General features: G+C 70.6%; 15 protein-coding genes. 5 read left to right on the forward strand and 10 right to left on the reverse strand.

The window, feature by feature from the left end; all coding sequences use genetic code 11:
- Window positions 1–812 precede the first annotated feature (812 nt).
- Together NE234_RS15535 and NE234_RS15540 are read left to right on the forward strand one after the other, a co-directional pair.
- Window positions 813–1,151 carry a cupin domain-containing protein gene (locus NE234_RS15535; RefSeq protein ID WP_252780985.1) on the forward strand — a complete coding sequence of 113 codons (339 nt, stop codon included), beginning with the start codon at window positions 813–815 and terminating at the stop codon, window positions 1,149–1,151.
- A gap of 114 nt (window positions 1,152–1,265) precedes the next feature.
- Window positions 1,266–1,949, forward strand: a complete 684-nt coding sequence (locus NE234_RS15540; protein ID WP_252780986.1) for an LppP/LprE family lipoprotein — start codon at window positions 1,266–1,268, stop codon at window positions 1,947–1,949.
- A 25-nt stretch (window positions 1,950–1,974) separates the two neighbouring features.
- On the opposite strand, the gene NE234_RS15545 is transcribed toward NE234_RS15540, so the two are convergent.
- The 4 genes from NE234_RS15545 to NE234_RS15560 all read right to left on the reverse strand — a co-directional run bounded on the left by NE234_RS15545 (window position 1,975) and on the right by NE234_RS15560 (window position 6,908).
- Complete coding sequence (locus NE234_RS15545; protein ID WP_252780987.1) at window positions 1,975–2,838, reverse strand: hypothetical protein; 864 nt, start codon at window positions 2,836–2,838, stop codon at window positions 1,975–1,977.
- Between the two features lie 85 nt (window positions 2,839–2,923).
- Complete coding sequence (locus NE234_RS45320; RefSeq protein ID WP_252780988.1) at window positions 2,924–5,521, reverse strand: D-alanyl-D-alanine carboxypeptidase family protein; 2,598 nt, start codon at window positions 5,519–5,521, stop codon at window positions 2,924–2,926.
- Between the two features lie 314 nt (window positions 5,522–5,835).
- A complete protein-coding gene (locus NE234_RS15555; RefSeq protein ID WP_252780989.1) occupies window positions 5,836–6,051 on the reverse strand; it encodes a 4-oxalocrotonate tautomerase family protein in 216 nt (71 codons plus the stop codon).
- 83 nt (window positions 6,052–6,134) lie between these two features.
- Window positions 6,135–6,908 carry an SDR family oxidoreductase gene (locus NE234_RS15560; RefSeq protein WP_252780990.1) on the reverse strand — a complete coding sequence of 258 codons (774 nt, stop codon included), beginning with the start codon at window positions 6,906–6,908 and terminating at the stop codon, window positions 6,135–6,137.
- A 140-nt stretch (window positions 6,909–7,048) separates the two neighbouring features.
- Here NE234_RS15560 and NE234_RS15565 point away from each other — a divergent pair, with 140 nt between their 5' ends.
- Window positions 7,049–7,930 carry an MmyB family transcriptional regulator gene (locus NE234_RS15565; protein WP_256528841.1) on the forward strand — a complete coding sequence of 294 codons (882 nt, stop codon included), beginning with the start codon at window positions 7,049–7,051 and terminating at the stop codon, window positions 7,928–7,930.
- A 45-nt stretch (window positions 7,931–7,975) separates the two neighbouring features.
- Here the strand turns inward: NE234_RS15565 and NE234_RS15570 are convergent, their stop codons facing one another.
- The 5 genes from NE234_RS15570 to aspS form a co-directional block, all read right to left on the reverse strand.
- Window positions 7,976–8,680, reverse strand: coding sequence for a hypothetical protein (locus tag NE234_RS15570; RefSeq protein WP_252780992.1), 705 nt, complete (start codon window positions 8,678–8,680; stop codon window positions 7,976–7,978).
- A gap of 158 nt (window positions 8,681–8,838) precedes the next feature.
- Entirely contained in the window at window positions 8,839–9,291 is a 453-nt protein-coding gene (locus tag NE234_RS15575) for a YdeI/OmpD-associated family protein (protein WP_252780993.1), read from the reverse strand.
- 133 nt (window positions 9,292–9,424) lie between these two features.
- Window positions 9,425–9,913: a hypothetical protein gene (locus NE234_RS15580; protein WP_252780994.1), complete on the reverse strand. Its 489-nt coding sequence runs from the start codon at window positions 9,911–9,913 to the stop codon at window positions 9,425–9,427.
- Between the two features lie 29 nt (window positions 9,914–9,942).
- Window positions 9,943–10,374, reverse strand: coding sequence for an ASCH domain-containing protein (locus tag NE234_RS15585; RefSeq protein ID WP_252780995.1), 432 nt, complete (start codon window positions 10,372–10,374; stop codon window positions 9,943–9,945).
- A 105-nt stretch (window positions 10,375–10,479) separates the two neighbouring features.
- Complete coding sequence (gene aspS / locus NE234_RS15590) at window positions 10,480–11,787, reverse strand: aspartate--tRNA(Asn) ligase (RefSeq protein ID WP_252780996.1); 1,308 nt, start codon at window positions 11,785–11,787, stop codon at window positions 10,480–10,482.
- A 254-nt stretch (window positions 11,788–12,041) separates the two neighbouring features.
- Between aspS and NE234_RS15595 the strand changes: the two genes are divergently transcribed.
- Together NE234_RS15595 and NE234_RS15600 are read left to right on the forward strand one after the other, a co-directional pair.
- On the forward strand, window positions 12,042–12,524 hold the full coding sequence (locus NE234_RS15595; protein ID WP_252780997.1) for a TSCPD domain-containing protein: 483 nt from the start codon (window positions 12,042–12,044) through the stop codon (window positions 12,522–12,524).
- Window positions 12,525–12,559: 35 nt separating this feature from the next.
- Window positions 12,560–13,270, forward strand: coding sequence for an NUDIX hydrolase (locus NE234_RS15600; RefSeq protein WP_252780998.1), 711 nt, complete (start codon window positions 12,560–12,562; stop codon window positions 13,268–13,270).
- Window positions 13,271–13,322: 52 nt separating this feature from the next.
- Here the strand turns inward: NE234_RS15600 and NE234_RS15605 are convergent, their stop codons facing one another.
- Window positions 13,323–13,769 (reverse strand): ATP-binding protein, encoded by a 447-nt coding sequence (locus NE234_RS15605; protein WP_252780999.1) that lies wholly within the window; start codon window positions 13,767–13,769, stop codon window positions 13,323–13,325.
- Window positions 13,770–13,856 lie beyond the last annotated feature (87 nt).

The following is a 13,856-nucleotide window of genomic DNA, read 5'->3' on the forward strand; positions in this document are numbered from 1 at the left end:
AAACTCTCCGTTAAGGCCAAACGACGATCATCGGCGAAGACGACCGCCAAACCCTACGAAAAAAATCCCGGCAAGAATCATACTTGCCAAAGGAATCCAAACCAACCACAATCAACCCTGAAAGAGCTGACCATGATCAGCGAGGACCATAAAGGCACTGGCTTTTAGCACACTGTTGAGTTCTCAAGAAACGGACACACACCGTCAGGTCCCTGTTTCCAGTTTCCCGTCTGGGGCATTTCCTTGGGTCTATCTTACCGATTTGCTTTCCTTTGTCGAATTGACCGACTCCGGATAACTCCTCGATACCCGCCCAGCATTCAGAAACCGAAGCCGAAACTTCAGTGACTTTCACTGGGAGGTTCCCGGCGACCGCGCCACCTTGTCGGTGTCACGTACTCGGCCGGGCCGACAACCCATCCTACCCGCGCCACAGAGTGACTCTGCCACGCGCTATCGAGTGGGGTGTCTTCCGCAGGGCCGGCCGCCTCTCGGCGTCCCGCTCCCCTGCGGGCAACGAGGACTCTACGTGGCCCCGGCAGCAAGGTCAAATTGCACCGCCGGCACGTAAAGATCGGCAGGTCAGCTTCGTTGTTCTCTCTACCCCCGTGGTTCGCGGGCGAAACCTCGATGGCCGGAACAATCTCCGGCGATCGCTCCGGGACGGTCCGCCGGGCCGCTCGTCCGGCGGATTCGCCGGCGCAGACGCCCACCCATGCGTACGTCCTCGGCCGTCACCCGAACTCCGTGACCAGGCCGATGGGACGGGCCGGCGCTCGGACCAGGGCCCGTACGGCGGCAAGATCGGACGCATGACAACGCACAACGAGACGAGTCCGGTGTCGATCGACGAGGTGATCGCCGGGCTGCCGGGCCCCTACCGACCGCAGGACCTGGTGACGGCGAACGACGCCATCGTGCGGGTCGCCCGGTTCGAGGGCGAGTTCCCGTGGCACCACCACGACGAGGACGAGCTGTTCCTGTGCTGGGACGGCAGCTTCCGCGTCGAGATGGAGGGCCGGGAGCCGGTCACGCTCACCAGGGGCGAGCTGTTCGTCGTGCCGAAGGGCGTCCGGCACCGCCCTGTCGCCGAGCGGCCCGCGCACGCCCTGATGCTCGAACGCCCGGAGACCGAGCAGTACGGGAACTGACCCGCCGTCGGGGAGGCCGTACGGTCCACGGCCTTCCCGCACCGATTCCGCCGCGAGCCCCGCCGATCCGCTCCGCACGAATTACGATCTCGACTGCCGCAGCAGGACGATCGGATGCCTGAGAGGGACGTTGCCGTGATCGACGAGAGCGTTCCCCTCGTACGCGTACGGCCTCGGGCGGCGGCGGTCGTCCTCCTGGCCGTCGTCGCCGCGACCGGCTGCCGGTCGGAGGAGCGGCCCGCCGCGCGGCCGCCGGCGTCCTCGGCCCCTGCCACGCCGGCCGCCTCCGCGCCGAGCCCCGCGCCCTCCTCCCCCCTGCCGGTGTCCGGCACCCTCACGGACGCTCCGAGTGCATCGGCTCCCGCCGTCGGGGTCCCGGACCAGGCCGCCATCCGGCGCGTGCTGACCCGTACCGTCGAGGCGGCGGACCCGTCCACGCACTTCGTCAGCGACCGCCCGCCGGTGACCACGCCGGACGGGCACGGCGGCACCCTCACCGCGGTGATCGGCCAGCGGTACCCGACCGCCGACGGCAAGGGCCAGCTGGTCTTCTTCTGGCACGGCACGCGATTCCTCGGCTGGGACGCCGTCACCGAGACCGACGCCGTACGGGAGGTGACCGCCGGTCCCGGCCGCTTCCGGGTCACCTACCTGCACTACGCGGCGCGGGACCCCGAGTGCTGTCCCTCCCTCCCACCCGCCGCCGTCACGTACACGTGGCAGGACGACGGCCGCCTGGCCACCGCCGGCACGCGCCCGCAGCACGGCGCCGCGGTCCGCGTGCGGCTCGTGCCGTAGCCGCCGGGCGCTCGGCGACGGGCGGTCAGGCGGCCGCGGCCGTCGTGCGGCGGAGGGTGCCGAGGTCACCGCGGAGGACGTCGGTGTACGGGATGGCGAAGTCCCCGTTCGGCATGGTGCCGGTGAAACGCGTTCCGATCACCCGGGCCGGGAGGTACGGCGCGGCGGGTCCGTGCCGGTCGGGGTGGCGTCCGTGTCCCGTACGGCTGTCGTCGGCGGTGTAGTCGACCGGGACGCCCCAGGAGGCCGGTGCGTTGTCGCGCCCGAGGATGACCCAGTGGTCCGTGGGAACGCGCGCGGTCAGGTCGGGGACGCCTCCGGTGTGGCAGTCCAGCGCCGGGAGGACGAAGTGGCGGAGGCTGTGCGGCCGGTACCACAGGAGCAGGGGGTTCGCCGAGCGCGCCTCGGTGTTGTCGAAGCAGCACACGATGATCGCGTGTCCGGGGTAGTGGGCGGCGTAGAAGTCGAACAGCGGCGGGTTTGGCCGGATCCGCCGGGGTTCGGGCACGCGTTCCAGCGCCTCGGGGATCAGTGTGGGGTCGGTGGCCAGGACGACGGTGTAGATGTCATGGTCGAAGACCTGGACGGGCGGTGGTCCGCCGGCCACCGCCACACAGCCCTCCGGCAGCGGCCCACGGCCGCGGGTCGGTGGAGCGAGGGCGTCGACCATGTCGCGCAGGACGCGCGGGCAGTGGCGGGTGTCGACGAAGTTCGCCGGGGTCATGCCGGTGGCGGGCACGTGGAGGAGCATCGCGTTCGGCCCGTCCGAGAGGTTGACCGCGGTGTTCTGGTAGCCCAGCACGTGAACCCGGCCGTGCTCGGGATGGCTCGCCCGGCCGTGGTACAGGATCGTGCCCGAGAACCGTGACGCCGCCGTCGACACGCACATCCGAACCCCCTCCCGAGGCCCGAGATCACCGGGAACCGTACCGCCCGGCCCGCCCGCGCGGCGGCTCCCCGCGCGGGCGGCGTGCTCACCTGAGACGGATGAGCCGCTTGAGGAGGGACGGTCGGTCCAGGTCGCGGTCGACGGTCACGGGGACGGCCGCGGAACCCGCCCGTACCGTTCCGACGCGCTCACCCTCGGCGGCCTGGTGCGGCGGATCACCGGTGACGCGGACGGGAACGGTCAGCCCGCTCCAGCCGACCACCGTCACGGGCTGGGCGGCGCGCAGCGGCACGCGCCCGCCGAGGCCGTCGTCGACCTGCGCGACCCGCGCGCCGGCCTTGGCGAGCGTGACCGAGGTCAGGGCGTTCTCGGCGGCGACGACGAGATGCTGGGCGACCTCGATCGCGCCCATCGCGCTGGGCGACTGCTGTCCCATCACCGCGCCGACGATCGTCGTGGTGACCTTCCCGATCCGCTTCTGGGCGGCGAAGACGAAGTTGCCGCCCGCCGCGTCGGTGTAGCCGGTCTTACCGCCGATCACGCCGTGCCGCCCGACCAGGACGTCACCGGCGGAACGCGGCGGCCGCCCGTCGTTGGGGACGTAGGTGTGCATGGCGACGATCTCGGCGAACGCCGGGAGCTTCATCGCCGCGGCGAGCAGTTTCACCTGGTCGGCTGCGGTGCTGACCGTGTGCGAGTCGTATCCGCTGGGGTCGGTGTACGTGGTGGAGGTCATCCCCAGCGACCGGGCGGCGGTGTTCATCTTCTCGACGAACGCCTGCTCGTCGCCCGCGTCCCAGCGGGCCAGTTCGTGCGCCAGGTTGTTCGCCGAGACGATCAGCAGCGCTTCCAGCGCCTTGTGCTCGGTGAACTCCTGCCCGGCGACGACCTCGACCAGCGACTCGCCCCGCTGCTTGCGCTCGGGAAGCCGGGCGGCCTCCTCCGCCGAGATCTGGAACGTCGGCCCGTCCTCGCCCGCCCGCAGCGCGTGGTCGTGCAGGACGACGTACGCGGTCATGACCTTCGCGACGCTGGCGGTCGGGGTCGGCGTCTGCCCGCCGGCGGACCCCATCGACCCGAGGCCCTCCGCGTACAGGGTCGCCTGGCCCTGCTGCGGCCACGGGAGGTCGAGGGCAGGGCCGCCGAAGGTGTACCGGGTCGTCGACAGCGTCAGGCGCAGCGTCGGCGTGGGCACCGGCCGTACGAGCTGGCCGGCCACTCCGCCCGCCAGCAGCATGAGCACGACGATGGCGGCGATCAGGCGGCCGCGCCGCCGCTTCCGTACGGGTGGGTCCGCCTCCGGGGCCGGTGCGGCGAGCTCCGCGACGGGCTGCCGGGTGGTCGCGGGCGGAAGCATCGGGGCCGGGGGCTGCGCCGTACGCGGCGAGGCGTCCTGGTACGAGGGCGCCGTACGCGGTGGGGCCTCCTGGTACGAGAACGCTGTACGCGGCGAGGCGTCCTGATACGAGGGCGCCGTACGAGGCGCGGCCTCCTCGAACGAGGACGGCGTACGAGGTGGGGCCTCCTGATACGGCGGCGTCGTACGCGGCGGGGCCGTCCGCGGCGGGGTCTCCCGATACGGCTCCATCGCCGGCGCGGGCGGGGCGATCATCGGCAGGCCGTCCCGCTGCGTCGTGTTGGCGAAGTCCGCCGGGGTGAACGGACGGGTGCCGGGCAGCGCCTGCTCGACCGTTCGCGGAGCCGGGGGATGCTCGGAGGCGGCCGCGCGCCGCGGCGGCACGGGCGTGTCCGCCTCCGGCTCACGGGGGGCACCCGGCGTACGCGGCTCGGGAACCGGGCTTGGAGCGGCCTGCGGAGGGCGCGGCTCTCGCGGAGCGAGCGTGTGCGGCTCGGGGACCGGTCCCGGAGCGGGCTGCGGGGAGCGTGACTCCCGCGGAGCGGGCGCGTGCGGCGCGGCCGGCTCGGTGCGCGGGTCCGTCCGTCGTCTCAGGGGATACGACAGGCGGGGAAGGTCCATGACCGTGGGGTCCAGAGACACGGCGGGCCGCTTCGGCCGTGGCGGCGGCTCGAACAGGGAGGGGCGCGTGACTCCGCTCTCCTCGGCACCCGTGTCCTCCGCGCCCGTACGGGAGTCGCCGGGTTCGGAGCTGGGTCGTCCGGTCTCGGCCGGGGACTCCGGGCGTACGTGCTCGGCGGTCACCGTCTCGTCGTCGCCGGAGGCGGCCTCGGCCGCGACGGTCTCGGCCGCGACGGTCTCGATGGAGGAGGGCTCGGCGGAGGACGGCGAGCGGGTGGAGGAGGGCTCGGCGGAGTCGGAGGACGGCTCCGGCCGTTCCTCGTCCTCTCGCTCGTCGTCCTCGGCGTCCGCGTCCGTGACGTCGTCCTCGTCCGCGTCGTGGCCGGTCGCCGGGGACGGGTGTTCCGGCTCCGCGTCCGCGTCGGCCGTGTCCTCGGACGCGGGCTCGGCCACGTCGTCGGACGCGGGCTCGGCCACGTCGTCGGACGCGTCGTCGGAGGTGGGTTCGGTGGCGGGTCCGGGCTCCGGGGAGTCCTCCCGTTCGGGCGCGGGCCGGGACGGCGCGTCGGATTCGTCGGCGTCGGCGTCGGACGGGGCGCCCGTCTCCTCCCCCGGCTCGGGCTCGCTCTCGGGATCGCCCGGCGACGGTGGTCCGGAGGTCTCGTGCCGTGCGTCGTCCTGCGACTCCTGCGACGCATCATTCACGGCGCGACCTCCTCGACTCTGGGACCGGGCGGAGGGGCGGGATCACCGGACAGACGCGTGCATCGACCCCGCCGACGCCTCTCATACAGGTGAAGACGCGGATGTCCGCGACAAAGTTCACGCGGTTCGCCAGTTCAAAGCCTTGATCGTCGGAAGGCGATGGCAGGCCGGGGCCGGTACCCCGCGATGCGCCGATACCGGGGAAGGCGGAACGCCGGCACCGGACCACCACGAAGCGCCCACCGGGGGCGATCACCACCCGATGGGCGCCGTACGGGGAGCCGGGCGCGCGGAGCGTGACCCGGCCCCGCGCGTCAGCCTTCCGGCGTCTGCTGGAGCATGGCCAGCGTCAGGACGTCGCCGCCGATACCCCAGCCGCCGTCGGTGACCTCCTCGACCAGGACCATGGTGTTGGCCCGGGCGCGTTCGCCGTAGATCTCGACGTACAAATCGGTCGTGCGGGTGACGATCTGCTTCTTCTGCTGCTCATCGAGGGTGCCGGCGGGCACCTTGAAGTTCGCGAAGGGCATGACTGTTTCCTTTCTGCGGTGAATGATCCGGATCCCCGCGGTGGTCGGGGCGGGGCCGGACGAGAGAACGGGGCCGCGGCCGGTCAGATGATGCCGCCGTTGGCCCGTACGACCTGGCCGTTGACCCAGTGGCCGGCCGGGGAGGCGAGGAAGGCGACGAGGTCGGCGATCTCGGTGGGGGTGCCGATCCGGTTCGCCGGGGTCTGGGCGGCGATGCGGGCGACGGTCTCCTCGTCCTTGCCGTCCAGGAACATGTCGGTGGCCGTGGCGCCGGGGGCGACGGTGTTCACGGTGATGTTCCGGTCGCCCAGCTCGCGGGCGAGGACCAGCGTGAGGGCCTCGACGGCGCCCTTGCTCGCGACGTACGCCCCGTACGTCGGGAAGGCGAGCCCGACCTGGGACGTGGAGAACGTGATGACCGCCCCGCCGGGCCGTACCGTGCGCGCGGCCTGCCGGGCCACGACGAAGGTGCCGCGGATGTTCGTACGGTGCAGCGCGTCGAGGACGGCCAGGTCCAGGTCGGCGATGGGCGACAGGTCCATCCGCCCGGCGGCGTGAACGACGACGTCGACGCCCCCGAACTCGGACTCTGCGGTGCCGAACAGCGCGACGACGGCCTCTTCGTCGGCGACGTCGGCCTGGACGGCGACCGCCCGGCCCCCGGCCGCGACGACCTCCTTCACGGCGGCCTCGGCCAGGTCGCGGTTCCCCGCGTACCCGACCACGACGGCGAACCCGTCGGCGGCCAGCCGTACGACCGCCGCCCGGCCGATGCCCCGCGAGCCGCCGGTGACGACGGCCACCCGCGGGCGGCCCGGGTCCTCCCCGGGCGTGGCGGGGCCGGCTGGAAACGACATGGGGACTCCTCGAAAGGTGGGGACGGGGCGTCGTGCCCCCGACGTGTCCACCACGATGAGGGGGCGGGCGCTCGTCAGCCAGGGCTGCGCTTACCCTGGGGTCGACGACCCCTGGTTCCGGGCTCGGAGCACGAGTCAGGATGGAGAGCGTGAACCTTCCCGAACTCGCCGCGTTCCTGAAGTCCCGGCGCGCCCGGGTCCGGCCCTCCGACGTCGGCCTGCCCACCGGCCCCCGGCGCCGGGTGCCCGGCCTGCGGCGTGAGGAGGTCGCGCAGCTCGCCGGCCTGTCGGCGGACTACTACACCGAGATCGAGCGCGGGCACAGCGCCCAGCCCTCGGCCCAGACCCTGGCCGCCCTCGCCCGCGCGCTCCGCCTGAGCGGCGACGAACGCGACCACCTGTTCCACCTCGCCGACCGCCGCATCCCGGAGGTGCACGGCCCGACCGCGCACGCCCAGCCCGCGCTCCTCGGCCTCCTGGACCGGCTGACCACCACGCCCGCCCAGGTCATCACCGACCTGCACGAGACTCTCGTCCAGAACGAACTGGCCGCCGCCCTCGTCGGCCGCCACCCGACCGTACGGGGCCCGGCGGCGAGTTTCGTCTACCGCTGGTTCACCGACCCCGCCACCCGCGACGTCTATCCGGTGGACGACCACCCGCACCACTCCCGGAAGTTCGTCGCCGACCTGCAGGCGGTCGCCGCCCGCCGCGGCCGCGACCCGGAGGTGGCGAGGATGGTGGCCTCGCTCCGGCGCCGCAGCGAGGAGTTCGCCGCGCTGTGGGACACCCACGACGTCGCCGTGCGCCGTACCGACCACAAGCGCATCGTCCACCCGACGCTCGGCGTCATCGAGCTCGACTGCCACAGCCTGCTCAGCGAGGACGGCCGCCAGCGCCTGCTGTGGTTCACCGCCCCGCCCGGCACCGAGGGCGCCGCCAAGCTCGAACTGCTCTCCGTCATCGGCACCCAGGATCTGGCGCCCGGCGAGGTCGCCCGCCCCGCTCCCGAACGGGCCTGACCGCCGGCGGTCCGGGGCCGCTCGGGGTGTGCCGCCCGCGCGGGCTCAGCCGATCGGCACCTGCTGGATCACGGCGTCCTGGTCCGGCGCGATCAGCGCCCACGACTTGACCGACCCGTGGCCCTCCCACGGCAGGTGGTCGGAGATCCCCTTGAGCGAGTCCCCGCCGTCGCCGTTGACGAGGGTCACCTCCTCGATCGGGCCGCTCGGCATGCGCGCCGCGAAGGTGTACCACCACAGCGGCCGGTCCGGCAGCGCGTACCCGGTGAACAGCCGCTCGGCGACGACCATGGTCGGCGACCGGTCCGCGGCCGCCTGCTGTGTCGTCTCGGTGAGGCCGCCGAAGTCGCGGATCGCGATCGGCCCGTAGTGGATCTTGGCCGCGCGCCGCCCGTCGAAGCGCGTCTCGGTGTGGACGTTCGCGGCGAGCCCGTGACCGGGCATGGCGTACGCGGCGAAGACCGGGAAGACATAATGCAGCCAGTCGTACGCGGCGGCGACCACCGGATGCCGGTCCTCCCCGCCGACGCCGACGGCCTGGTCCCAGGCGAACACTTCGCCCCACGCGGGATGGTTCACGCCGATCGGCATCCGTACGACCACGCCGTTCGGCTGCAGATCCGGGATGTCCACCGCGATCCGCAGCCGGGCCTCCGGAAGCTCGACGACGTTGTTGTCGAGCCGGCAGGCCAGGCCGTGCCCCTCCCCGAACATCCGGGCCAGCAGCTCCGCCGCACTCGCCGCGTCCATCACACGCCTTCCGCTCGGGATCATGAACGTTGATCCGACGAGGCGGCCGCTCCTTCGGTTCACGCCGTTTCGCGCCGGTCCCCTGGCCTCACCGGTTTCTGGATCGGCGAAGGCCGGGCTCGGGCCTCACCGCGGTCGGTGTGGACGCGCGACCCGGCTCAGCGCCGAGGACGCCCTTCGCGCAGCTCTTCGACCGCCTGGGCGACGCGGCGCTCCCGCGTCTCGGCCTTCTTCGCCTGTTCGATCCAGGTGACGTACGCCTTTTTGCGGGAGGGCGACAAGCCGTCGAAGCAGCGCTGCGCATCCGGCTCGGCCTTCAGCGCGTCCGCGAGATCGGCCGGCACGGCGAGCTCCTGCGGCGCGTCGTCGAGCTGGACCTCGACGTCCACCTCATCCCCGGCCGCGATCCCGGCGCCCTTGCGGTGCTCCGCGCTGACCGGGATCTTCGTCACGCCGCGCATGCTCCCGAACGTGGTCGCGTACGCGTAGCCGTTGATCTTGACCTTCACCCGGGCGCGCTTGCCGCCTCCGAGCGCTTCCACGACGTCGTCCGGAACATTGATCCCCGTCGCCGTCTTACCGTCCAGTTGCACCGTCGCACGGAACTCCATGGACGGGAGTATCCCTCTGAGACGCCTCGAGATCACCGTGTTCTGTGACGAACCAGCCCCGGATGGGGCTTGGCGATCAGAGAAGGCCGGTCCGAGGCGCGTTCCTTCCGCGTTCGGCCCAGCCGCTCCGCGCTCAAGCCACTGCCGGGCGCAGGCGACGTACGGCGGTGGTGATGTCGTCGAGCGAGTGATCGAGGGACTGGTCGGATAGGACGATCGGGGTGCCGTACCGCGCCAGGTTGCCGCGCGCCTCGCGGAACAGCCACGGCCGCACCCGGTCGACGACGATCTCCGGTTGAGTGGGAACGATCAGCAGCACCGGGGTGCTCGTCTTGCCGCGCAGGGCGACGGTGCGCCTGACATCGGCCACCTCGTCCCAGCTCAGGCGCACGCCCATCAGCGGGAGGCGGACCCCGCTCTCATCGACCGCCACCACCGGCACCCGGCCCACCGTGCTGACGACGACCGGACCGCCGAACAGCACCAGCAGCACAGCGCCGCAGACGGCGATCACCGTTCCCAGCAGGTCGGCTTGGGTCACCCCGAACACCAGCGCTGCCACGGCGGCCAGCATGAACAGCAGGTACGGCCCGTTGGGCCGCAGGCGAACGAGCAACGTCATGGGCACTCCACGATCGGCCGCTTCGCCGGTCAGGACCGGCCGGGTTCGCCGGGCGCCACCACGCGGAAGCGCTCGGCGACGACGAGTGTTCCATCGTCGATCACGGGAGTGTGCCCCAAAAACTCGCTTACTCCCTCGCTCCGGAAGAACTCCTCGTGCGCCGCCCGCCACTCCGCCGCGTCCGCGTACCCGCGCCCTTCCGCCCGCGCGTACTCGTCGTCGATCTCCTTGATGGGGATGACGCGGACGTCGACGAGCTCGATCACGACCGCCGTCCGGCCGTCGGAGTCGAGAACGGCGAACCGCTGCCCGGCCTCCGGCACCGCCTCCCCGGCGTGCTCGTAGATCTCAAGCAGCCCGGTGAGCGCCGTCTTCTCCCCGTTCAGGATCGCCGCCACGCCGCTGTCCCGCAGCGGACCGGGGAACGCGAGCTCGAGAGTCGGAAGATCGTCGTATGCCATTGCGCGAGCGTACGGAGAAGCGATCCCGGTGATCAACGCTCACTCGGTGCTGGCCCGGCCCCGCCCGGGCGCTCGTTCCGAACGGTGATGAGGACGGTCGGGACGTCAGGGCTCCAGGCGGTTCGGACCCCGGAACAGGAACGTCGCCTCACGGATCGACGAGAGGCCGAGCATCACCATCAGGAGCCGGTTGAGGCCCAGGCCGAACCCGCCGTGGGGTGGACATCCGTAACGGAAGCAGTTGAGGTAGCCGGCCAACGACGCGAGGTTCATCCCCTTCTCCTGCGCCTGGGCCGACAGAACGTCGTAACGGTGCTCCCGCTGGGCCCCTGTGGTGATCTCGATCCCCCTCCATAGGAGGTCGAAGCTCTCGGTCACCGCAGGGTCGTCCGCAGGCCGAAGGTGGTAGAAGGGCCGCACAGAGGCTGGGAAGTCGGTGACGAAGACGAACTCGTGGCCCGCCTCCTGAGCCAGGAGACTCGACAGGGCGCGCTCGCCCTCGGGGTCCAGGTCCTCCCTCTCCCCCTCGGGGTCCCAGCCCATGCCGCGTAGCCTCGCCAAGGCGTCCGCCATGGCGATCCGGGGAAATGGCAGATCTGGCACTGTGATTCCCACACCGAAGTGCTCGAGGATCGCCGCTTCGTGGGCTTCCCGGACGTCGGACAGCACACGATGGAGCATCCGCTCCTCGAATGCCATGACTTCCTCGACCGAATCGATCCACGCCATCTCCGCGTCCACTCCCGTGAATTCGGTGGCGTGTCGTGATGTGAACGAGGGCTCGGCACGGAACACCGGACCGATCTCGAAGACGCGGTCGATGCCGCCGGCAATGGCCATCTGTTTGTAGAACTGTGGCGACTGGGCGAGGTAAGCGGTGCGGTCGAAGTATCCGACTTCGAAGACCTCGGCGCCGGACTCCGAAGCGGTGCCCATGAGTTTGGGTGTATGCAACTCCGTGAACCCTTCAGCGGCGGCCGCTCCGCGCATGGCTCTTTCGACCGTGGTCAGCACCTCGAAGATCAGATGCTGCGCAGGACGGCGTAGGTCCAGGAAACGCCAGTCCAGCCGCTGGTCAAGGCCGGTGTGCTCGTCGATCGGGAGAGGTGCCTCCGCACGCGCGACGACCTCGAGTCGTTCAGGGAGTATCTCCAGTGCACCGAGTTTGACGTGAGCGTTCTCGACGACCTTGCCGGTGACTTTTACGGCTGATTCGATGGCCAGGTCCTCGAAAGCCGCTTCTAGGAGGTCGCCGTCACCGCCGCGCTGATGCGTGACCTGCACCGTTCCGGTGTGGTCTCGTACGAGCACGAACTGCATTCGCCGCTGCAGCCGGAGAGTGTTGATCCATCCATAGACGGTCACAGTCTCGTCAATACGACGATGAAGGTCACGAATGAGCGTGCGCGTCATTACGGGCAACTCCCTCGGTTGCGGGTGCGTTGGTCGCACCGGATGAACAGAGCGGTAGACGGCCGTCTGTGAGGAACTGATCCGAGCGTAGCGAAGCAACCTGGCCACGTCGCATCCTTTTTCCTGCGGCGCCGTCCGTCGGCGAGCCCTCCCGCGCCGCAACTGTCCGGCTCAGTAGGCTCCTCGGGCACCACGCGGAGGAGCCAGGCTCAGTGACCCTCCCGTGCTTCGTGGGACCATTCATCGAGGCGGATATGACGCACCTCTCAAGCCCGCGGCCACAACAGCACATGCCCCGGCGCCGGCCCGGCCTGACCACCGCCGTCACCATCGGCGGAGAGCGGTTCCATCTGACCGCCAACGGCCACCCAGACGGCACGCTCGGTGAGGTCTTCATCCAGTGGGGCAAGCAGGGCCAGACTCAGGCCGGGCTCGTGGCCATCTACGCCGTCACGCTCTCGGTCGGGCTCCAGCACGGCGTCCCGCTGCCCGACCTCATCCGCCAGGGCCTGGACCTGTGCTTCGTGCCCAACGGCCACACCGACGACCCGCAGATTCCGCGGGTCCGGTCGGTGGTGGACTGGGTGGCCCGGCGGCTGGGGATCGACTGGCTGCCGTACGAGGTCCGCGCCGCCGAAGGCATCCTCACGATCCAGGAACGCGAAACCGCCGCCACAGACTGGTCGGCAGCCGAGACCGCCACGATCCCGGCTCTCAGTTCTGCGAGCAGCTGGTGACTCTAGAGCCCTTCGATGTTCACCGGCTTCGCCTGGTGGAGGTCGAAGCGCCGCAGTTGTCGCTTGAGGAACAACACGCCAGGGACCGCGTGTGGGAGGCAGCGGTCGAGGCGAACCCGTGCCTGTTCGACGGTCCGGTGGTGGCGTGTGCGGGATTGGAAAGGGATGGCGCGCACGGTTTGATCCTGTCGTGGGCGCGGGTCACCTACCGGCACTTCGCCCTGCGTCGGGTTCCCGGCAACACCTCGTGGTTGCCCTCGCTCTTCGTGGACGTCGTACAGCCGACGGACGACGGGCACATTCTGGTGGGGAGGGGGTCCTCGTCAACCGCCGCGCCGGGCCGGTGGCAGCTTCCCGGCGGTTCCGTGGAGCCGCCCGAGGAAGGTGAGCCGCTCGATGAGGCCGCCCTGCGGCGCCACGCCGCGAGAGAACTGGTGGAGGAGACCGGGGTCGACCTCGCCCCGGAGAAACTAGGTCCGTGGGGCATCGTCCGCAGTGAAAGACACGACATCGGCTTCGTCTTCCTAGCTCCGCCTCGGCCAGAGGCGGAGCTACGTGAGCACTTCGAAGCCATGACAACTGCTGAGCGAGCGCTCCGACGCGACCCGGAGCTGGACCAAATGGCTCTGGTGCGCTCCCCGGCTGAGGTCGCCGCCCTACAAGGACCGCACACCTACTACCTTGAAGCGGTCGTACACCGGTACGCCGAGGCATCGTCCCGAGGGGATACCGAGAAGCCTCGGTAGGCGGTCGACACGTTGCCGCGAGACGAGGACACGGCGAAGCGCTATGAGGCCGCTAATACGAGCAGAGACGCTGCTCGGCCCATACGACCTTGCCGCCCTTCTCGCAGTGCACAGCCGACCAGCGCGCGCTGAGCATTTCGATGATTCCCAGGCCCCGGCCGTCTAGGTCGAGGTCGTTCGGCTGGCGCTTGGTCGGGAGGACTGGGTTGATGTCCCAGACCTCAGTGAAGAGGCTCGGGCTCGTCCATTTGAGACGTAGGCGGATACGGCCGATCTCGGTGATCCCCATGGCTCGGTGGAAGGCGTCGGTGGCCTTTAGCGCGTTCGTGGCCAGCTCCGACACGATCGTCTCCGTGTCGTAGATGAGCTCGGTCGGTAGGTGCCAGTGCCGAGCCACCTCGGCGACCAGGCGTCGGGCGAGAGGGACGGCGTTCGGTGCGGCAGCCAGGGTGACGGCCTGGTCCTGCTGGTTCGGGAAGAACGCCACGGTTGGCCTCATGCGATCACCACGCTCAGTAAAGTGTCGGATGCTTAGTGTGAACCTGCAACGAAGATCAATGCAACCTGTTGCATAGGATTCAGGTTG

Source organism: Actinoallomurus rhizosphaericola, from assembly GCF_024055675.1.
GTDB lineage: Bacteria > Actinomycetota > Actinomycetes > Streptosporangiales > Streptosporangiaceae > Actinoallomurus > Actinoallomurus soli.

Bases quoted from the DNA above. Each gene is read 5' to 3' on its own strand.
- NE234_RS15545 (WP_252780987.1), bottom strand. From the start codon at position 2,838: ATGTGCGTGTCGACGGCGGCGTCACGGTTCTCGGGCACGATCCTGTAC.
- NE234_RS15585 (WP_252780995.1), bottom strand. From the start codon at position 10,374: ATGGCATACGACGATCTTCCGACTCTCGAGCTCGCGTTCCCCGGTCCG.
- NE234_RS15595 (WP_252780997.1), top strand. From the start codon at position 12,042: ATGACGCACCTCTCAAGCCCGCGGCCACAACAGCACATGCCCCGGCGC.
- NE234_RS15605 (WP_252780999.1), bottom strand. From the start codon at position 13,769: ATGAGGCCAACCGTGGCGTTCTTCCCGAACCAGCAGGACCAGGCCGTC.
- NE234_RS15570 (WP_252780992.1), bottom strand. From the start codon at position 8,680: ATGGACGCGGCGAGTGCGGCGGAGCTGCTGGCCCGGATGTTCGGGGAG.
- NE234_RS15575 (WP_252780993.1), bottom strand. From the start codon at position 9,291: ATGGAGTTCCGTGCGACGGTGCAACTGGACGGTAAGACGGCGACGGGG.
- NE234_RS15565 (WP_256528841.1), top strand. From the start codon at position 7,049: ATGGAGAGCGTGAACCTTCCCGAACTCGCCGCGTTCCTGAAGTCCCGG.
- NE234_RS15560 (WP_252780990.1), bottom strand. From the start codon at position 6,908: ATGTCGTTTCCAGCCGGCCCCGCCACGCCCGGGGAGGACCCGGGCCGC.
- NE234_RS15540 (WP_252780986.1), top strand. From the start codon at position 1,266: ATGCCTGAGAGGGACGTTGCCGTGATCGACGAGAGCGTTCCCCTCGTA.
- NE234_RS15580 (WP_252780994.1), bottom strand. From the start codon at position 9,913: ATGACGTTGCTCGTTCGCCTGCGGCCCAACGGGCCGTACCTGCTGTTC.
- NE234_RS15535 (WP_252780985.1), top strand. From the start codon at position 813: ATGACAACGCACAACGAGACGAGTCCGGTGTCGATCGACGAGGTGATC.
- NE234_RS15555 (WP_252780989.1), bottom strand. From the start codon at position 6,051: ATGCCCTTCGCGAACTTCAAGGTGCCCGCCGGCACCCTCGATGAGCAG.
- aspS (WP_252780996.1), bottom strand. From the start codon at position 11,787: ATGACGCGCACGCTCATTCGTGACCTTCATCGTCGTATTGACGAGACT.